Raw genomic sequence first — 18,820 nt, forward strand, 5'->3', positions numbered from 1 at the left:
ACTAAGCCAGGTGGTTTGTATTTGGTTTTGCGAGGTGCTTTCTAGGAAGCTGGGTTTGAATGGCTGCAAGCGCGCCTTCTATCTCACTGAGCTTCGCCTTCGTCCGTTTATAATCATCCTGCAACCTCTGCTCCTGCTCGTTATACGCCACCAGAACGATGCACCCCTTCATCACCTTAACTGTGACTTGCTGTCCGGTATCAAACCCCGCCGCGCGCAGCCACTTGCCGGAAAGAATGATTTTCGGCGTGGATTTGTCCAAAACATTCGGGCGGTATCCCACAATTAGTGAGTGCTCGGTTCCGGATTGGTCGGTGTCTGGGGTAGAATGCGTATCAGCCATAATCAACTCCTTGATAGTTGGTGAGGTTAGACGCTCCGATTGTGTTCCCGCACATCGGAGTGTTGCTAGTAAAGGAGGATTAGGTGGCCTCCTATGTGTTTCAGAGTAGATGGATAGGTGGCCTCATGTCAATCATATCGCGCGAAAAAAAACCAAAAGGCGGCGGGCAGTCTCCGCAGTTTAAAATGCGTATTGATCCGGCATTGAAGGAACAGCTGGATGCGGTGGCGGCTGAGGAAGGGGTGAGTCTCGCCAGCTGGTTAAAGGAGTTGGCGAGAGAGACTCTTCGCACTAAAGGAATTGAACCAAAAGGGTAAGATACTACTAAAATTAAATGCCTGCCTTTCTATTTTTTGTAACTTTCTTATTATTTGGCATCAGGCTTTTTTGCAAATTATCACAGTACTCCTCAATCTCGAGTAGCACGCTATCTACAGCCGTCCACAATAAATCATTATTGCCATTTTTTATGTTAGTTTTAAGATGTCTATTTATCTTTCTCACAAAATTATTAAGCTCTTGTCCATGCTCAAGAGTTTTTTGCATTAACAAATTTTCTAAGGATTCTTTTTCTTTTTTTAACCGAACTAGCTCTTGTTTATTAATGTTATCTTTATCAGCTTGGTCTCTTTTCTCCTTTTTTTTGAAAAAATCGTCAGCATAAAACTTATAAACAAAAGTTAATAAAACGCATAAAACATATATTGTAAACTTCCATGATTGTGACACTTCTAATGTTGGAATGTAGCTACCTGAAGCAGTCATAAATAACGCAGGTACGGCGTAAAGTAAAAATGCTGCTAGATTCACTGATCATTCCTCATCGTCACTATCAACTAAAAAGTCGTGCTTCGCCCCATTTTCAATAAGAATTTTGCTAAATTTCACACTACACTTTGATAATAAAATAATCCCGGGTTGGATATCTATTGTTTGATTTTTTTCAACACGCTCGCTTTCAAGCAACAAGCCACTCGAAAATTCCACAGAAACTTCTTTTTTATCTTGATCAATTTCATAAAGTGTTGCCTTTAAACCAAGGTTCTTATCATTAAAATAGTTTAAAGCTCTATAGATAGTTAATTCATCTATTGTGATAAATTTTTCAAATGTAAAAATAAATGAGGATTGAAATATAACTAGTGGATCACTATGAACATAAAAAAAATAACAGTGTATTCCGAAAAAATCAAACTCACCAGAACACATTAACCGATTGTTAGTATTATCTTCCTTGTCAATGGATATATTTTCAACTTCATCCATTTCATTAAGCTCTTTTACTGCAATATTTACTTTCTTCACTAGTACCCCTTGTTCAACGATAGATAGTCCCATGCATACTAAAATGAATTAATACCAATATTTTTAACAGGATTTAGAACTCGTTATTAGAATTGGTCAAACTACTATCTTAAAGCAACTGCTTTCTTAAAAACCATTTTTGGCGGAAGATCACAGGAGTCGAACCTGCCCGGGAACGCTGGCGCCCCCAACTGGATTTGAAGTCCAGCCACCTCACCGGAGATGACGATCTTCCGCGCCTCGATTGCTACATGGAGGCGGGGCGCATTATAGCTACTTTCAGGCATTTACCACATCCCCCAACGCGCTTTTTTCACTGCTCTTTTGACCTTAACCCGCCTGTTTCAGTTAATTCCTAAGAAAATCCTCAGGTTAGCTTTTCGTGCTCGTCAACTTTTATCGCGATCACAAAAAACAAGAAACATAACTTGCTAACCAGAAATCAGAATACCCGTCTTCGAAACAATGGTTTAAAAACACGGTAACCGGTCTCAGCGCCCCCTACAGCGTGAAGGATAAAAAAATATGAGCGAAGTACTGTCTGTAAAAGAGAAGATTGGCTACGGCATGGGCGATGCCGCCAGCCATATCATTTTTGATAACGTCATGTTGTATATGATGTTTTTCTACACCGATATCTTTGGTATCCCCGCCGGGTTTGTCGGCACCATGTTCCTGCTGGCGCGCGCCCTGGATGCCATCTCCGACCCGTGCATGGGGTTGATCGCCGACCGCACCCGCAGCCGCTGGGGCAAGTTCCGTCCGTGGATACTGTTCGGCGCGATCCCGTTTGGCATCGTCTGCGTGCTGGCCTACACCACGCCAGACCTCAGCCTGAACGGCAAAATGATTTACGCTGCCGTCACCTACACGCTGCTGACCCTGCTCTATACCGTGGTGAATATTCCTTACTGCGCGCTGGGCGGGGTGATCACCAACGACCCGACGCAGCGTATCTCCCTGCAGTCCTGGCGCTTTGTGCTGGCGACGGCGGGCGGGATGCTCTCCACGGTGCTGATGATGCCGCTGGTGAAGCTGATTGGCGGGGAAGACAAAGCCTTTGGTTTCCAGGGCGGGATCGCCGTGCTGTCGGTGGTCGCGTTTCTGATGCTGGCGTTCTGCTTCTTCACCACCAAAGAGCGTATCCAGGTGCCGCCGAGCACCACCTCCATGCGTGAAGACCTGCGCGACATCTGGCACAACGACCAGTGGCGCATCGTGGGCGTGCTCACCATCCTCAACATTCTCGCCGTCTGCGTGCGCGGCGGCGCGATGATGTACTACTGCACCTGGATCATGGGCTCGCCAGAAGTGTTCGTCGCGTTCCTCACCACCTACTGCGTCGGCAACCTGATTGGCTCCGCGCTGGCTAAACCGCTCACCGACTGGAAATGCAAGGTCAGCATCTTCTGGTGGACCAACGCCGCGCTGGCTGTGGTGAGCGTGGCGATGTTCTTCGTGCCGATGCATGCCACCGTCCTGATGTTCGCCTTCATCTTCGTCATTGGCGTGCTGCACCAGCTGGTAACGCCAATCCAGTGGGTGATGATGTCCGATACCGTCGACTACGGTGAATGGACTAACGGCAAACGCCTGACCGGCATCAGCTTCGCGGGTACCTTGTTCGTGCTCAAGCTTGGCCTGGCGCTGGGCGGGGCATTGATCGGCTGGATGCTGGCAGGCGGCGGGTATGACGCGGCGGCCAAAACCCAGAACAGCGCGACCATCAGCATCATCGTTGGCCTGTTTACCCTGGTTCCGGCCATCTGCTACGTGCTGAGCGCCATTATCGCCAAACGCTATTACACGCTGAAAACGCCGTTCCTGATCAAAATCATGGGCGAGCTGGCGCAGGGCGCGCGCCGCAATCAGCAGGAATTTGAGAACCTGCCGGTCAGCAAAGAATTACAGAACTAAGAGGACGAGAAGATGAAAATCAGTGATGGAAACTGGCTTATTCAACCGGGCCTGAACGTGACGTATCCGGTTCAGGTGTTCGATGTGGAGCAGCAGGGCAACGACCTGGTGGTGTACGTGGCACCGCGCGACGTGCGCGAACGCACCTGGCAGCTCGATACATTGATGTTCACCGTTCGCCTGTTTGCCCCGCAGGAGGGGATTGTCGGGGTGCGTATCGAGCATTTCCAGGGCGCGCTGGATAACGGCCCGCACTATCCGCTGAACGTTCTCAACGACGTGAAGGTCGAGATTGAAAACAACGCGGAGTTTGCCGAGCTGAAAAGCGGCAGCATCAGCGTGCGCGTGACCAAAGGGGAATTCTGGGCGCTGGACTTCTTGCGCAACGGACAGCGGATTACCGGCAGCCAGCTGAAAAATAACGGCTACGTGCAGGACGGTAACACCGATCACAACTACATGTTCGAGCGTCTGGACCTGGGGGTAGGGGAAACGGTCTACGGCCTGGGCGAGCGTTTTACCGCGCTGGTGCGCAACGGCCAGATGGTGGAAACCTGGAACCGCGATGGCGGCACCAGCACCGAGCAATCCTACAAAAACATCCCGTTCTACCTCACCAACCGCGGCTACGGCGTGCTGGTGAACCATCCGGAAAACGTGTCGTTTGAGATCGGCTCTGAGAAAGTCTCTAAGGTGCAGTTCAGCGTTGAAGGCGAATATCTGGAATATTTCGTGATCGACGGCCCGACGCCGAAAGAGGTGCTCAACCGCTACACGCAGTTTACTGGCCGTCCGGCGCTGCCGCCCGCGTGGTCGTTTGGCCTGTGGCTGACCACCTCATTTACCACCAACTACGACGAAGCGACGGTTAACAGCTTTATCGACGGCATGGCCGAACGCGACCTGCCCCTGCACGTCTTCCACTTCGACTGTTTCTGGATGAAGGCCTTCCAGTGGTGTGATTTTGAGTGGGACCCGGTGACCTTCCCGGACCCGAAAGGGATGATCCGCCGCCTCAAGGAGAAGGGGCTGAAGGTCTGCGTGTGGATCAACCCCTATATCGGCCAGAAGTCGCCGGTGTTTAAAGAGCTGAAAGAGAAAGGCTATTTGCTCAAGCGCCCGGACGGTTCGCTGTGGCAGTGGGATAAATGGCAGCCGGGGCTGGCGATTTATGACTTTACCAACCCGGAAGCCTGCCGATGGTATGCCGACAAGCTCAAGGGCCTGGTGGATATTGGCGTGGATTGCTTTAAAACCGACTTCGGCGAGCGCATCCCGACAGATGTGCAGTGGTTCGACGGGGCCGATCCGCAGAAGATGCATAACCACTACGCCTACATTTACAACGAACTGGTGTGGAACGTGCTAAAAGAGACGGTGGGCGAAGACGAGGCGGTGCTGTTTGCCCGCTCGGCGTCCGTCGGTGCACAACAATTCCCGGTTCACTGGGGCGGCGACTGCTACGCCAACTATGAATCTATGGCAGAAAGCCTGCGCGGCGGGCTGTCGATTGGTCTGTCCGGCTTTGGTTTCTGGAGCCACGATATCGGCGGGTTCGAAAACACCGCCCCAGCGCACGTCTATAAACGCTGGTGTGCCTTCGGTCTGTTCTCCAGCCATAGCCGCCTGCATGGCAGCAAATCCTATCGTGTGCCGTGGGCGTACGATGACGAATCTTGCGACGTGGTACGCCACTTCACCCAGCTAAAATGCCGGATGATGCCGTACCTGTATCGCCAGGCGGCGCTGGCCCGCGAGTTCGGGACGCCGATGCTGCGCGCAATGATGCTGGAGTTCCCGGACGATCCGGCGTGTGATTATCTTGACCGTCAGTACATGCTGGGGGATGCGGTGATGGTTGCGCCGGTGTTCTCCGAAGCGGGCGACGTGCAGTTTTATCTGCCGGAAGGGCGTTGGACGCACCTGTGGCATAACGATGAACTTCAGGGCAGCCGCTGGCATAGGCAGCAGCACGATTTCCTGAGCCTGCCGGTCTATGTGCGTGATAACACCCTGCTGGCGCTGGGCAACAACGATCGCAAGCCGGACTATGCGTGGAATGAGGGCACCGCCTTCCAGCTGTTTAGCCTGAATGACGGTGTGACGGCGGTGAGCGACGTCCCTGCGGCTGACGGCTCCGTGGCATTTACGCTGAAGGCGTCACGTCAGGGCGACAGCATCACGATTGCAGGGGCTGGCGAGGCGCGGAACTGGTCAGTCTGCTTGCGCAACGTGCAGAAGGTGGGCAGCGTGAAGGGCGGTTCACACGCAGGTAGCGAGTGGGGCGTGGTGGTGAAAGCCGAGGGAAATGAGGTGGTTGTTCACCTCTGAGCTGAAAAAATGCCCGGTGGCGCTTCGCTTACCGGGCCTACGATGCAGTATTTTTCTAGGCCGGGTAAGGCGCAGCCGCCACCCGGCTTATTTATTGCACAGGTGTTGATACCACTCCGCCTGTCATTGTCTGCTGCACCTGCTGTTTATCCATATTCACCGCATTCAGCTTCCCGTTAACCGTTGGCTTCAGCGGCGCGTGGGCCTGGATGCTGCCGCTGGCGGTCAGTTGCATATTGCCGTCGCCCGCGATTGGCAATGCGGGCCATCCCCACTGGTTGATGATGTTGAGCGGTACGCCGCGGCCATTCAGGCTGACGGTGGTTTGACGCTGCGCCAGCTGTGAAACCGTCGCCGTCGCTTCCAGAATGCCTTTTTCCGTAAAGGCGCTAAGCTCGGTAATGTTCACCGTCGTGGCGTTCGCATTCAGCGCCAGAGACGGACGCCGAACGTCAACACGGTTAAAGGTGGCCGCCGCGCCGTTGAGCGTTGCGCTGCCGCCCCATACGCCCCACTGGCGATCTTTAGCCAGCTGCAGGTTCGCGCCGTAACCGTCAAGCGAGGTTATCTGCCACGGGAAGGCCGGATCGATATCAATGACCAGATTGCGGCTCAGGCCGAATTTTTTCAGCGTCACGCTGTTCAGCCACTCCGGCAATGGCTCCATCCACAGCGTTTTCCAGTTTTCGGGCAGGGTGTACTCCAGCCCGGCGATGGCGGCGTCGTCCAGGACCAGCGCTTTACCGTCGCGCAGCCAGTTGCCGGACGTGCGGACCATACCGCCTTCCCAGCGGGAGGTGAACTGACGCAGCGTGATGCCCTGCGGGGAGAACTCCGTATTCAGAATAGGATCGAACAGATGCAGCGAGCCGTAGATAAACTCGCTGGCGTTCATCGACAGACGCCCGTCCTGGCTCTGCCAGTCGCCTTTGGCGAGCGTCAGGTTGCGCAGGCTTAAATCAAGATCGGTCACCGCCCAGTCCGGCCCCTGAAGACGCGCGTCGGTCACTTCCAGCCGACCAATCTGCAGGGACGGAACGGTGGTGAGCGGCGCGAAGAAATCGGCGAGCGTTTTTTCGCTCTGCAGGCGGATATCATTCAGACGCAGGGTATCGATAACCCAGCCGCCATCGGCGTTGCGCTGGGCCGAGCCGGTGAGCGAGCCGCGCGCCATATCGGCACCGATGGTGTTAAGCACCACCTCCTTACCGTTGAGTTTGCCCTCAATCAGCACGTTGGTCGCCGGGACGCCGTTCAGGGTGAGCGAACCCGCGCTCATCTGGATCTGCGCATTTTTGCCCAGCACGTTACCCGCCTCGGGCTGCCACGGGCTCACGCCGCCCGTCACTTTTTGCGCGCTCAAATCCCACTCGGTATTCGGGCTGTTAAAAGCCATGTTGTTCAACTGCAGGCGGTCTGCCTGGAAAGGCAGCGGCGCGGTCTGCGGGGAGAGGTTCAACGTCCCGTCAAACAGGGTAATGGTGTCCATATGCAGCGGATCGGTAATTTGACGGCTGCTCAGACCAATATCGACCGTTTTGGCGACCAGCGTGGCGGGTTTGCCATCGCGCCCGAAGGTGACGTTTTTGAGAACGATGTGGGAAGGCGATGAAAAGCGGTGATCCATCTGATCGAAATTGAGTTCGTAGGCGGTATTTTCCGTTACCCAACTGCTGGCCTGCGACGCGCCCCAGCGTGTCTGAAGCAGAAAATAGAATGCCAGCACTACGATAAGCAGGGCCACCAAAAGATAGACAAGTAGCTTTCCAATAAATTTCATGGTCTTCCATCCCGTGAAACGCACATAGAGGAGTTATGCACGATTTATGCGCAATCCTCAAGGCGGGAATGGTGTAAAGAGATGTCACGGCAGGCGTTGACAGCCTGCCGTGATGGCGATCAGTTCTTTTCAGGCGGGAACACAAGGTTCAGAACGATAGCGGTGATCCCCCCGGCGGCGATGCCGGAAGAGAGCAGGTTTTTCACCCAGTCAGGGGCAAACTGCAGGATCAGCGGCTGCTGAGAGACGCCAAGACCGACGGCCAGCGACAGGGCGATAATCATGATTGCGCGGCGGTTCAGCGGCTCGCGTGAGACGATACGCACGCCGGACGCCGCAATGGTGCCGAACATTACCAGCGTTGCGCCGCCAAGCACTGGCTCAGGGATGTGCTGCACAAAGCCGCTTACCGCCGGGAACAGACCGAGCACAATCAACATCAGGGCGACCACAAAACCCACGTAGCGGCTGGCAACGCCGGTCAGCTGAATCACGCCGTTGTTCTGGCCGAAGCAGGAGTTCGGGAAGGTGTTGAACACCGCCGAGACGAACGAGTTCAGGCCGTTCGCCAGCACGCCGCCTTTAAGACGCTTCATGTACAGCGGGCCGGAGACCGGCTGCTCGGAGACGTCGGAGGTGGCCGTAATGTCGCCGATGGTTTCGAGCGAGGTGATCATAAAGACCAGCATCAGCGGCAGCAGCAGACCCCAGTCAATGCCCAGGCCGTAGTACAGCGGGGTGGGGACAGTAATGAGCGCCGCATTGGCAGGGGCGGTGTTCTCCGGCAGCATGCCCAGCGCCCACGCCATCAGGTAGCCAGCCGCCATCGCAATCACCAGCGATGCCACGCGCAGATACGGGTTACGCTGACGGTTAAGCAGAATGATAATCGCCAGCACGATGCCTGCCAGCAGCAGGTTTTTTGGTGCGCCAAAGGTGTGGTCGTTCATCGCCGCATAGCCACCGCCGATGGACGTCAGGCCAACCTGTATCAGCGACAGGCCGATAATCATCACCACCACGCCGGAAACCAGCGGCGTGATCACCCGGCGCGCCAGGTGCAGCACGCGGGAGATGACCATCTCCGTGCAGCTTGCCAGCATCAGCGTGCCGAACAGCGCTGCCATCATCGTCGGGACGTCCGCACCGCCGGTTTTCAGTGCCGTACCGCCCATGATCAGCGGGGCCACAAAGTTAAAACTGGTGCCCTGAATCGACAGCAGCCCGGACCCTACCGGACCCCACGCTTTAATTTGAATAATGGAGGCCACACCGGAGGCGAACAGGGACATGCTGATGATGTGCTGAGTATCCTGAGCCGGTAAACCGAGCGCCTGGCAAATCAATAACGCAGGGGTGATCACCGCCACGAACATTGCCAGCAGGTGCTGACACGCGGCGAACAGCGTTTGAGGCAGCGGCGGGCGGTCCTCAAGACGGTAGATCAGTTCACTGTTTTGCTTCTGCGCAATCGGTTGCGCATCAGGAGACTCTATGGTGTTAACGGACATCGGCGGCAATCCCACGGTGGAAAAGCGGGCATTTTATCTGACCAGTTGGTAAAAGCAAACGATTGCATTTAGAAATTTTTCTGAGGGGGATTCTGTGGCGTTTTCAGGCGTTGGAGTAGCGCTCGGTTTCAGGCATCCAGCGTTCGATAAGCGCTGCCGCCTGCTCGGGGTAGCGTTCATGAATATGGCGGGCGAGGCGCTGAACTTCGGGGATCATGGCCTGATCGCGCATTAAATCCGCTACCTTAAACTCGGCGTTGCCCGTCTGACGCGTGCCCAGCAATTCGCCCGGCCCGCGGATTTCCAGATCTTTTTGCGCAATCACGAAACCATCGTTGCTGTCGCGTAAGACCTGCAGACGCATCTGCGCGGTTTTGGACAACGGCGCTTTATAAAGCAGAACGCAGTGGGAGGCCACCGCGCCGCGGCCAACGCGCCCGCGCAGCTGGTGGAGTTGCGCAAGACCCAGGCGCTCCGGGTTTTCAACAATCATCAGGCTGGCGTTTGGCACGTCCACGCCCACTTCGATGACCGTTGTGGCAATCAGAAGATGCAGCTCGCCCTGTTTAAAGGCCTGCATGACCGCCTGCTTCTCGGCGGGCTTCATACGCCCGTGCACCAGGCCAACGTTCAGCTCCGGTAGCGCCAGCTTAAGCTCTTCCCAGGTGGCTTCTGCGGCCTGCGCTTCAAGCAGGTCAGACTCTTCAATCAGCGTACACACCCAGTAGGCCTGACGCCCTTCCTGCATGCAGGCGTTGCGCACGCGGTCGATAATATCGCTGCGACGCGTGTCCGGGATAGCGACCGTCGTCACCGGCGTACGGCCCGGCGGCAGCTCGTCAATGGTAGAGGTATCGAGATCGGCGTAGGCGGTCATCGCCAGCGTGCGCGGGATAGGCGTGGCGGTCATGATCAGCTGATGCGGATGGTAGCCCTGTTGCAGCCCCTTTTCCCACAGCGCCAGACGCTGATGCACGCCAAAGCGGTGCTGTTCATCGATGATCACCAGCGCCAGGCCGTTAAACTGGACCTGTTCCTGGAAGATGGCGTGGGTGCCAACAATCATCTGTACCTGGCCGCTGGCAATCGCCTCCTGCTGCGCAAGACGGGCTTTGCCCTTCTGCTTGCCGGCCAGCCAGCCCACCTCAACCCCAAGCGGGGCGAACCAGGCGCGGAAGTTATTGGCGTGCTGTTCGGCCAGCAGTTCGGTCGGTGCCATCAGTGCCACCTGCTTGCCGTGGGCAATGGCGCGCAATGCGGCCAGCGCGGCAACCAGCGTTTTACCGGAACCGACGTCGCCCTGAACCAGACGCATCATCGGCACGTCGAGTGCCATATCGCGCTCAATTTCGGCGGTGACACGCGCCTGTGCGCCTGTCGGCTTAAATGGCAGCGAGGCCAGAAGCTTATCTTTGAGCTCATCACGCTGGCTTAACGGCTGGGCGTGGAAGCGCTGCGCTCCCGCACGCAGGGCCAGCATGCTCAGGTTGTGAGCCAGTAATTCCTCAAGGATAAGCCGCCGCTGGGCGGGATGCGTGCCGCTTTCTAAATCAATGAGCTGGAGCGTCGGTGGCGGACGGTGCAGGGTACGCAGCGCCTCCGGCAGGCTCATCATGCCCTGCGCCAGCTCCGGCGGCAGTAACTCGGCGATGGCACAGGTATCAAGCAGCTCAAGCGCCTGATCGGTCAGCTTGCGCAGCGTCGCTTGCTTGATCCCTTCGGTCGTCGGGTAGACCGGCGTGAGCGTCTCCTGGAGTTCCGGCATGCTGAGATCGCCCTGTACGCGATACTCGGGGTGGATCATCTCTGCGCCGTATTTTCCGCGTTTGGCTTCGCCATAAGCCAGTACCCGCCTTCCGGTAGCAAGGCTGTTTTTCATCGCCGCGTTGAAGTTGAAAAAGCGCATGGTGAGAATGCCGGTGCCGTCGCTGATTTGACAGGTCATCATTCGACGTCCGCCGAACGTGATGTTGCAGTTCAGCACTTCGCCCTCAACGGTGGCGTAAATTGCGGGCAGGAGATCGCCAATTTTGTACAGCTGGGTGCGGTCTTCATACCGCAGGGGGAGGTGAAGCAGGAGATCCTGCACGGTATGCAGGCCAATTTTTGCCAGCTTACCGCTTTGCGCCGCGCCCACGCCCGTCAGGCTGTTGAGCGGGATGGCATCCAGCAGGCGGCCTTTCATCGGTTATCCTGCGTACTGCATGGTAGACCACCACTCGGCATCAGCTTCAATTTCGCCCTGCGCGTTGACGTGGGGGTAAGGTAATTTTTTCTGTTTCGCCACGCGGGCCAGCACCGGGTAGCCCCCTTCAAACAGCAGTCGCTGCTGTTCTTCTTCCGGCAGCATGCTGCTGCTGCGCGCGTACATTCCGGCGTTCTGACGCTGGCGCTGTGCTTCATACAGGATCAGCGCGGAGGCAACGGAGACGTTGAGGGACTGTACCATGCCGATCATCGGGATAATGATATCCCGATCCGCCAGATCCAGCGCTTCCTGGCTGATCCCGGTTTTCTCCTGACCCATCAGAATGCAGGTCGGGCGGGTGTAGTCGATCTCGCGAAAATCTACGGCTTTATCGGACAGGTTGGTCGCAAGCACCTGCATGCCACGGCCCTTAAGATGGGATACGGCATCGCCTATTGTCTGGTGAGATTTAACCGAGACCCAGCTATTACTGCCTGCGGCAGCCGAGACCATCGTACGCATACGCGCGCCCGGCCAGACGGCGTGGACTTCGTGCACGCCGACGGCGTCTGCTGTACGGACAATAGCGGATACATTGTGAGGCTTATGGACCTGCTCCATGCAGACCGTCAGGTCAGGCTGGCGCCTGGCGAGCATTTCACAGATACGTGCATAACGTACTGAATTCATAAGCCTAGTTTCTGTTACGAGTGACTTTGATAACGTCTGGCATCACGCGGATTTTGCGCATAATGTTCGCCAGATGCACACGGTCGCGCGCGGTCAGGCGAATAAAGGCGCTATACACGCGGCCATCTTTCTCTTCCGTGTTCAGGCTTTGAATGTTGGAAGAGGCGGTGTTGATGGCAGCCGTCAGGTTTGCCAGAGCACCCTGGTGGTTGAACATATCCACCTTAATTTCGGTGATAAATTCCTGCGCCGTCTCTTTATCCCATTCGACCGCCATAAACTTCTCCGCTTCTTTCTGATAGCCGCGGATGTTACGGCAGGACTCGTGGTGGATCACCAGGCCTTTGCCCGGGCTGACGTGAGCAATGATCGGGTCGCCGGGAATAGGTCGACAGCATTTCGCGAAGGTAATGAGCACGCCGTCAGCGCCTTTAATCGGCAGATGACCGTGGCCTTGCGTCGTGGACTGCGGCACGGAGGCGGTGTCGCCCTGCTGCAGGTTCTTCGCTACCACCACGCTCATGGCGTTACCAAGGCCGATCTCGGCCAGCAGGTCGTCCAGCGAGGCGAGCTTCATGCGCTCCAGCTCATGCTGGATGTTCTCTGGCGGGATCTCCGCGAGCTTACGGCTGCCGCCCAACGCGTGGTTGAGCAGACGACGACCCAGGCTTACGGAGTCATCGCGCTTGAGGTTTTTCAGCAGCTGACGAATTTTGGCGCGCGCCTTGGAGCTGACGACAAAGTTCAGCCAGGCCGCGTTCGGACGTGCGCCCGGCGCGGTAATAATTTCCACCGTTTGACCGCTGGCGAGCGGTTGCGACAGCGGGTAAGGCTGTCTGTCGACGCGCGCGCCCACGCAGGCATGACCGATATCGGTATGCACGGCGTAAGCGAAGTCGACCGGTGTGGCACCAGCAGGCAGCTCGACGATGCGCCCTTCTGGTGTGAAAACGTAAATCTCATCCGGGAAGAGATCGGATTTCACGCTCTCAATGAATTCAAATGAGCTACCCGCACTCTGCTGCAGTTCCAGCAGGCTTTGCATCCAGCGCTGGGCGCGGATCTGTGCGGTAGTGCTGCTTTCGCCACCGTGCTCTTTATAGGCCCAGTGTGCCGCGACACCCATTTCCGCCATCTGGTCCATATCTTCGGTGCGGATCTGCACTTCGACAGGCACACCGTGCGGCCCGATCATTGAGGTGTGCAAAGATTGATAGCCGTTCGCTTTTGGAATGGCGATGTAATCTTTCACGCGCCCCGGACGCGGTTTATACAGGCTGTGCATCTGCCCCAGCACGCGATAGCAGGTGTCCGAGTCCTGGACGATCACGCGGAACGCGTAGATATCCATGATCGAGTGAAAACGCTGCTCTTTAAGCACCATTTTGCAGTAGATGGAGTACAGGTGTTTTTCGCGACCGCTGACGCGGCAGGGGATCCCCGCTTCCTGTAAACGTCCTTCAATCTCAGAGAGGATTTTTTGGATCATCTCTTTACGGTTACCGCGCGCGGCTTTCACCACCTCTTTAATTACGCGATAGCGGTTCGGGTACAACGCTTCAAAACCCAGCTCTTCCAGCTCGGTTTTAATGTGATGAATACCTAAACGGTGCGCCAGCGGACTGTAAATTTCGAGGGTTTCACGGGCAATGCGGCGACGTTTGTCCGGGCGTAATGAGCCCAGCGTGCGCATGTTGTGCGTGCGGTCAGCGAGTTTGATGAGAATGACGCGGATATCCTGCACCATCGCCATAATCATCTTGCGGAAGTTTTCGGCTTGCGCCTCTTTCTTATCGCGGAAGTTCAGCTTATCAAGCTTAGAGACCCCTTCCACCAGTTCAGCAACGCTTTTGCCAAACAGCTGTTCCATATCCTGGTAAGTGGCAGGGGTATCTTCGATCACGTCATGCAGTAGGGCAGCCATCAGCGTTTCGTAGTCGAGTTTCATCTCGGCCAGAATACAGGCTACCGCAACCGGGTGCGTGATATAGGGTTCACCGCTTGAACGTGTCTGGCCCTCGTGAGCGTCACGTGCAACGAGATACGCCTGCTGAAGACGCTTAATCTGGTCTTCAGGCAGGTAGGTTTGAATCAGTTGATTCAGGCTTTCAAACAGATACAAGGGCGACCCGCAGGTTTAATTAACGACGACCTTCAGCAATGGCGGTTACGGCCTGCAGTTCTGCGGCTTCCTGCTCTTGCTGCTCCTGGCGCTCACGCACGTCGAGGATCTGGTTGTTGATCAGACCTTCTTCGATTTCGCGAAGTGCAATAACGGTGGTTTTATCGTTTTCTTCCGGTACCAGCGGATCTTTACCGCCTACCTGCATCTGACGAGCGCGACGCGCGGCGACCAGTACCAGGTCAAAACGGTTACCAATTTTCTCTACAGCGTCCTGAACAGTTACGCGTGCCATACTTAAAATGCTCCACAGGTGAAGAAATGACTGGGCATGATACTGAAAGTGGGTTCAGTCTGCCAACAGTTTGGTGATTAATGCGTCATGTCGCTGCTTCTGGCGGCTCATACGCAGACGTTCTGCACGAAGGATGGTCTTGAGATCGCTCAGCGCGGCGTCAAAATCATCATTCACAATAAGGTAATCATATTCCGCGTAATGGCTCATTTCTGCAACTGCCTGCGCCATACGCTTTGCAATCACCTCTTCGCTGTCCTGACCACGACCGCGCAGACGGCGATCGAGTTCATCTTTCGACGGCGGCAGTATAAAAATGCTGCGCGAGTCCGGCATCTTCTTGCGGATCTGCTGCGCGCCCTGCCAGTCGATATCCAGGAACACATTGACGCCCGTTGCCAGCACCTGCTCAATGGTTTCACGCGAGGTGCCGTAGTAGTTACCGAAAACTTCAGCGTGCTCAAGAAACGCGTCTCTGCCAATCATCGCTCTGAATTCGTCGTGATTCACAAAGAAATAGTGCTCACCGTGCACCTCACCCGGACGCGGTGCTCGCGTGGTGTGAGAAACAGAAACCTGTGTGTCGTACAACGGTTGGGTTTTTAACAGTGCCTGAATAAGGCTGGATTTACCCGCGCCACTAGGGGCAGAAACAATATAAAGCGTGCCTTGAGCCATGAGAGTCTTTTGTATGTGTTAGCGAAGAAGTCCTACATACGGGCTTATTATACACGTCGGCGCTGTGTGACGTAGCCTTTGTCACACTTTTTCCCATGGTTTATTAAATTTTGCGTGCCGTTTTCAGGTTTCATCTTTGGTTTTCAGCAACAAAAAGAAAGCCTGGATGACGCCTCGCAAAGTGAAAGGTTGCTAATCGCGTTGTTATGCGCGCCGGGTTATACCACTCCCAATGCAAAGGAGGGGTAGCAATGTGGCGATGGATAAGCAGTGTGATGCTGTTGTGGTGCGGTTGTAGCGTGGCGGTATGCCCCGTCTGGTCGCAGGGGAAGGCAGAGAAAGAGATTGCGGCGTTGAGCGCGCAGAAAACACGCTGGGATGAGGCCTACTGGAAAGAAGGGACAAGCGAGGTGAGTGATGAGATTTACGACCAGCTCACCGCCCGCCTGGCCCAGTGGCAGCGATGTTTTGATAACGCACCTGCGGAGTCGTCCCTTCCCGCGCTGAAGGGAACGGTCAAACATCCCATCGCCCACACGGGCGTTCAGAAGGTTGCCAGTAAAGAGGCGCTTCGCCAGTGGATGTACGACCGACGCGATCTCTGGGTGCAGCCGAAAGTGGACGGTGTGGCGGTAACGCTGGTGTACCGCAACGGGACATTAAGTCAGGCCGTCAGCCGTGGGGATGGCGTAAAAGGTGAAGACTGGACCGCGCAGGTACGCGCAATGCCATGGGTGCCTCAATCCACCGAAGGCGCGCTGGCGAACAGCGTTCTGCAGGGCGAACTGTTTCTGCTGCGTGATAACCACATCCAGCAGCAAATGGGCGGAATGAACGCACGGGCTAAAGTTGCCGGGGCGATGATGCGACACGCGGACGCCTCGCTGCTGAAGCAGATCGGCGTGTTTATCTGGGCCTGGCCTGATGGACCCAAAGCCATGCAGCAGCACCTTACGCAGTTATCGCAGTCAGGTTTTGATTTAACGGCCCGCTATACGTTGCCAGTCCAGTCAGCAGACGAGGTCGAAAAACAGCGCGCGCACTGGTTTACCTCGCCTCTGCCCTTTGTCACGGACGGTGTTGTGGTGCGTTCGGCCGTTGAACCCGCCGGCGAACGCTGGCTACCCGGAGAGGGGAATTGGGTCATCGCGTGGAAATACACCCCGGTTTCGCAGGTAGCCGACGTTCGGGACATTCAGTTTGCTGTGGGCAGAACGGGAAAAATTTCCGTCGTCGCATTACTGGCGCCCGTGCAACTGGATGATAAACGCGTGCAGCGGGTGAGCCTGGGGTCGGTGGACCGATGGCAACGGCTGGATATTGCGCCGGGCGATCACATTCTGATTAGCCTGGCCGGGCAAGGCATCCCGCGGTTTGAAAAGGTGATCTGGCGTGGGGTTGAGCGGCAAAAACCACGCCCTCCGGCGTCGCAGTTTCATTCACTGACCTGTTTTTATGCCTCGCCAGAATGTATGGATCAGTTCTTTAGCCGGTTAACGTGGCTAAGCTCGACGCAGGGGCTGGACGTTAAGGGTCTGGGGGAGGCTGGCTGGCGTGCGCTTTACCAGGCGCATCATTTTGAGCATATCTTTTCGTGGTTGCGCTTAAACCAGGCGCAGATCCAGTCTACGCCGGGATTTTCCGCCGCACGCGGTGTAGCGCTTTGGCATCGTTTTAACCTGATTCGTGAACAACCTTTTATCCGCTGGATCACGGCGATGGGTATTCCGGTAACCAAAGCCACGCTGAATGCCGCCGGGGATACATCGTGGCAGGCAATGCGCAGCCGTCGCGCCGAAGAGTGGCAACACCTGCCGGGGACCGGAAAAGAAAAAGCGCTGCAAATAGTCGAGTGGTTACACCATCCCCAGGTCGAGGCGCTGGCAGCATGGCTTGCCGAACAGCGCATCAACGGATTCTGAAATCAGTGCACGTTGTGTTTGTAGTGGAAAACGGGCAACCCCAGCTTCAGGCGCAGCGCCAGCATGCGTGCCGTAAAGCCAAAAAGCAGCGTGGAGATCACCACGACGTCATGGTTGGAGACGTAATGCTGCAGAGCGATATACAGTACGGCTGCCGCGAAGGAGATGCCGGCGTATAGTTCCTTCTGAAAAACGAGCGGAATACGCTTGCAAAACATATCGCGCAGCACACCGCCAAACACGCCGGTCACGACGGCGGCAATGGTGGCGATAATCGGGCCTTCCCCCATATCCAGCGCAATTTGCGCCCCGATAATGGAAAAGACGATAAGCCCTATGGCATCCAGCACCAGGAACAGGCGGCGCAGGTGGGACATCACGGGAGCCACAATGGTCGTCAATACCGCGGCGGTGGCCACGATAACCACGTACTCCGGGTGTTTTACCCAACCCAGTGGATAGTGGCCCAGCAAAATGTCACGTACCGAGCCGCCACCCAGCGCGGTGGCAGTGGCGATGATGATCACGCCGAAGGTGTCCATGCGGCGGCGTCCGGCTGCAAGCGCGCCCGTCATGGCCTCTGCGGTGATACCAATGAGATAAAGAATATGAAGCAGCATATAACCTCCGGTGTGAGCGCCCAGAGGTTAGCGAGTTGTGCGCAGGATCACGATTGAGATTTTCTAAGGTGATGTGCTTTGCCCTATAAAAACTAATCAGGTTTTGATTAAAATGGGTTATGGATGGCGGTAGGCGGGAAAGGGGTAGAGAAATACGGATTAGAATAAATAATGGGTGATATCGAACGATACCACCCGAAAGTCGTTACTCGATATTCTGAATCTGCTCGCGCATCTGCTCGATGAGCACCTTCAGCTCAATCGCGGAGTTGGTCACGTCAGCATTAATCGACTTAGAGGCCAGCGTGTTTGACTCACGGTTGAACTCCTGCATCATGAAGTCGAGGCGACGACCCACAGCTTCTTTCTTCTTCAGAATGTTGTAGGTCTCTTTAACGTGCGCGCCAAGACGGTCCAGCTCTTCGGCAACGTCAACACGCTGCGCCATCAGGACAAGCTCCTGTTCCAGACGGGTGTTTTCAAGCTGAACTTCTGCTTCTTCAAGTTTCGCCACCAGACGCTCGCGCTGCCATTGCAGCACTTCAGGCATGTGGCTGCGAACTTTAGCCACTTCGGCGCTTACGCCTTCAAGACGCTGCTCAATCATGGCTTTCAGCGCCTGGCCTTCTGTTTCGCGGGCAACGATAAAGTCGTCCAGCGTGCCGTCGAGGGCGGAGAGAATTTCAGCGGTAATGGCGTCCAGATCCTGTTCACCGGCAGCCATCACGCCAGGCCAGCGCAGGATATCCACCGGGTTGATTTCGCCTTCGTCGCTCTGCATCTTGACCCAGTTGGCTGCGTTCACCAGCTGGCGAGCCAGTTTTTCGTTAAGGATCAGCTCACCCTGAGCGCTGGCATCGGGTTCAAAACGCAGGTTGCATTCCACTTTGCCGCGCGTCAGACGAGCACGAATACGCTCACGCACGACTGGCTCCAGGCTGCGGAACTGCTCCGGCATACGGAAATACGTTTCCAGATAGCGCTGGTTTACCGAGCGCATTTCCCAGGTAGCGCTACCCCAGCTACCCTTGATTTCACGCCGGGCGTAGGCGGTCATACTGCGGATCATAGACATTCCCGTTTTTAAAAGAGAGATGGGGGGATTATAGCTTTCGGGG

16 protein-coding genes and 1 tRNA gene are annotated in these 18,820 nt (G+C 55.8%); 4 read left to right on the forward strand and 13 right to left on the reverse strand.

Translation table 11 applies throughout. The features are described from left to right. Nucleotide 1 precedes the first annotated feature (1 nt). Nucleotides 2–343 carry a SymE family type I addiction module toxin gene (locus tag FFS28_RS15565; RefSeq protein WP_137903414.1) on the reverse strand — a complete coding sequence of 114 codons (342 nt, stop codon included), beginning with the start codon at nucleotides 341–343 and terminating at the stop codon, nucleotides 2–4. A 125-nt stretch (nucleotides 344–468) separates the two neighbouring features. Here FFS28_RS15565 and FFS28_RS15570 point away from each other — a divergent pair, with 125 nt between their 5' ends. Next, nucleotides 469–660 (forward strand): toxin-antitoxin system HicB family antitoxin, encoded by a 192-nt coding sequence (locus FFS28_RS15570; protein WP_137903484.1) that lies wholly within the window; start codon nucleotides 469–471, stop codon nucleotides 658–660. A 13-nt stretch (nucleotides 661–673) separates the two neighbouring features. On the opposite strand, the gene FFS28_RS15575 is transcribed toward FFS28_RS15570, so the two are convergent. The 3 genes from FFS28_RS15575 to FFS28_RS15585 all read right to left on the reverse strand — a co-directional run bounded on the left by FFS28_RS15575 (nucleotide 674) and on the right by FFS28_RS15585 (nucleotide 1,883). Beyond that, on the reverse strand, nucleotides 674–1,153 hold the full coding sequence (locus tag FFS28_RS15575) for a hypothetical protein (RefSeq protein ID WP_137903415.1): 480 nt from the start codon (nucleotides 1,151–1,153) through the stop codon (nucleotides 674–676). 3 nt (nucleotides 1,154–1,156) lie between these two features. Further along, nucleotides 1,157–1,648, reverse strand: coding sequence for a hypothetical protein (locus tag FFS28_RS15580; protein WP_137903416.1), 492 nt, complete (start codon nucleotides 1,646–1,648; stop codon nucleotides 1,157–1,159). Between the two features lie 140 nt (nucleotides 1,649–1,788). Next, a tRNA-Sec gene (locus tag FFS28_RS15585) sits at nucleotides 1,789–1,883 on the reverse strand. Between the two features lie 290 nt (nucleotides 1,884–2,173). Between FFS28_RS15585 and FFS28_RS15590 the strand changes: the two genes are divergently transcribed. Further along, nucleotides 2,174–3,565, forward strand: coding sequence for a glycoside-pentoside-hexuronide family transporter (locus tag FFS28_RS15590; RefSeq protein ID WP_058610858.1), 1,392 nt, complete (start codon nucleotides 2,174–2,176; stop codon nucleotides 3,563–3,565). 12 nt (nucleotides 3,566–3,577) lie between these two features. Continuing rightward, complete coding sequence (gene yicI, locus FFS28_RS15595) at nucleotides 3,578–5,896, forward strand: alpha-xylosidase (protein ID WP_137903417.1); 2,319 nt, start codon at nucleotides 3,578–3,580, stop codon at nucleotides 5,894–5,896. 91 nt (nucleotides 5,897–5,987) lie between these two features. Here yicI and FFS28_RS15600 read toward each other — a convergent pair whose 3' ends face one another. The 7 genes from FFS28_RS15600 to gmk form a co-directional block, all read right to left on the reverse strand. Further along, nucleotides 5,988–7,676 carry an AsmA family protein gene (locus FFS28_RS15600; protein WP_137903418.1) on the reverse strand — a complete coding sequence of 563 codons (1,689 nt, stop codon included), beginning with the start codon at nucleotides 7,674–7,676 and terminating at the stop codon, nucleotides 5,988–5,990. Between the two features lie 119 nt (nucleotides 7,677–7,795). Then, nucleotides 7,796–9,187 (reverse strand): nucleobase:cation symporter-2 family protein, encoded by a 1,392-nt coding sequence (locus tag FFS28_RS15605; RefSeq protein ID WP_006177706.1) that lies wholly within the window; start codon nucleotides 9,185–9,187, stop codon nucleotides 7,796–7,798. Between the two features lie 103 nt (nucleotides 9,188–9,290). Beyond that, nucleotides 9,291–11,372 (reverse strand): ATP-dependent DNA helicase RecG, encoded by a 2,082-nt coding sequence (gene recG, locus FFS28_RS15610; RefSeq protein WP_006177707.1) that lies wholly within the window; start codon nucleotides 11,370–11,372, stop codon nucleotides 9,291–9,293. Nucleotides 11,373–11,375: 3 nt separating this feature from the next. Then, the gene (trmH, locus tag FFS28_RS15615; protein WP_058610855.1) at nucleotides 11,376–12,065 is read right to left on the reverse strand and encodes a tRNA (guanosine(18)-2'-O)-methyltransferase TrmH; all 690 of its coding nucleotides are present in this window, start codon (nucleotides 12,063–12,065) and stop codon (nucleotides 11,376–11,378) included. A gap of 4 nt (nucleotides 12,066–12,069) precedes the next feature. Beyond that, nucleotides 12,070–14,187, reverse strand: coding sequence for a bifunctional GTP diphosphokinase/guanosine-3',5'-bis pyrophosphate 3'-pyrophosphohydrolase (gene spoT, locus FFS28_RS15620; RefSeq protein ID WP_006177709.1), 2,118 nt, complete (start codon nucleotides 14,185–14,187; stop codon nucleotides 12,070–12,072). A gap of 19 nt (nucleotides 14,188–14,206) precedes the next feature. Next, on the reverse strand, nucleotides 14,207–14,482 hold the full coding sequence (gene rpoZ, locus FFS28_RS15625; protein WP_000135058.1) for a DNA-directed RNA polymerase subunit omega: 276 nt from the start codon (nucleotides 14,480–14,482) through the stop codon (nucleotides 14,207–14,209). A gap of 54 nt (nucleotides 14,483–14,536) precedes the next feature. After that, nucleotides 14,537–15,160, reverse strand: a complete 624-nt coding sequence (gene gmk / locus FFS28_RS15630) for a guanylate kinase (protein WP_006177710.1) — start codon at nucleotides 15,158–15,160, stop codon at nucleotides 14,537–14,539. Between the two features lie 251 nt (nucleotides 15,161–15,411). Here gmk and ligB point away from each other — a divergent pair, with 251 nt between their 5' ends. After that, nucleotides 15,412–17,082 carry an NAD-dependent DNA ligase LigB gene (ligB, locus tag FFS28_RS15635; protein ID WP_137903419.1) on the forward strand — a complete coding sequence of 557 codons (1,671 nt, stop codon included), beginning with the start codon at nucleotides 15,412–15,414 and terminating at the stop codon, nucleotides 17,080–17,082. A gap of 2 nt (nucleotides 17,083–17,084) precedes the next feature. On the opposite strand, the gene FFS28_RS15640 is transcribed toward ligB, so the two are convergent. Then, complete coding sequence (locus tag FFS28_RS15640; RefSeq protein ID WP_058610853.1) at nucleotides 17,085–17,702, reverse strand: trimeric intracellular cation channel family protein; 618 nt, start codon at nucleotides 17,700–17,702, stop codon at nucleotides 17,085–17,087. Nucleotides 17,703–17,907: 205 nt separating this feature from the next. Continuing rightward, the gene (locus FFS28_RS15645) at nucleotides 17,908–18,771 is read right to left on the reverse strand and encodes a YicC/YloC family endoribonuclease (protein ID WP_042321337.1); all 864 of its coding nucleotides are present in this window, start codon (nucleotides 18,769–18,771) and stop codon (nucleotides 17,908–17,910) included. Nucleotides 18,772–18,820 lie beyond the last annotated feature (49 nt).

The organism is Enterobacter sp. 2VL, assembly GCF_005503595.1.
Lineage (GTDB): Bacteria > Pseudomonadota > Gammaproteobacteria > Enterobacterales > Enterobacteriaceae > Enterobacter > Enterobacter cancerogenus.

Coding starts and splice junctions, on each gene's coding strand:
- FFS28_RS15565 (WP_137903414.1), bottom strand. CDS start 343: ATGGCTGATACGCATTCTACCCCAGACACCGACCAATCCGGAACCGAG.
- FFS28_RS15570 (WP_137903484.1), top strand. CDS start 469: ATGTCAATCATATCGCGCGAAAAAAAACCAAAAGGCGGCGGGCAGTCT.
- FFS28_RS15590 (WP_058610858.1), top strand. CDS start 2,174: ATGAGCGAAGTACTGTCTGTAAAAGAGAAGATTGGCTACGGCATGGGC.
- yicI (WP_137903417.1), top strand. CDS start 3,578: ATGAAAATCAGTGATGGAAACTGGCTTATTCAACCGGGCCTGAACGTG.
- FFS28_RS15600 (WP_137903418.1), bottom strand. CDS start 7,676: ATGAAATTTATTGGAAAGCTACTTGTCTATCTTTTGGTGGCCCTGCTT.
- FFS28_RS15605 (WP_006177706.1), bottom strand. CDS start 9,187: ATGTCCGTTAACACCATAGAGTCTCCTGATGCGCAACCGATTGCGCAG.
- recG (WP_006177707.1), bottom strand. CDS start 11,372: ATGAAAGGCCGCCTGCTGGATGCCATCCCGCTCAACAGCCTGACGGGC.
- trmH (WP_058610855.1), bottom strand. CDS start 12,065: ATGAATTCAGTACGTTATGCACGTATCTGTGAAATGCTCGCCAGGCGC.
- rpoZ (WP_000135058.1), bottom strand. CDS start 14,482: ATGGCACGCGTAACTGTTCAGGACGCTGTAGAGAAAATTGGTAACCGT.
- gmk (WP_006177710.1), bottom strand. CDS start 15,160: ATGGCTCAAGGCACGCTTTATATTGTTTCTGCCCCTAGTGGCGCGGGT.
- ligB (WP_137903419.1), top strand. CDS start 15,412: ATGTGGCGATGGATAAGCAGTGTGATGCTGTTGTGGTGCGGTTGTAGC.
- FFS28_RS15640 (WP_058610853.1), bottom strand. CDS start 17,702: ATGCTGCTTCATATTCTTTATCTCATTGGTATCACCGCAGAGGCCATG.
- FFS28_RS15645 (WP_042321337.1), bottom strand. CDS start 18,771: ATGATCCGCAGTATGACCGCCTACGCCCGGCGTGAAATCAAGGGTAGC.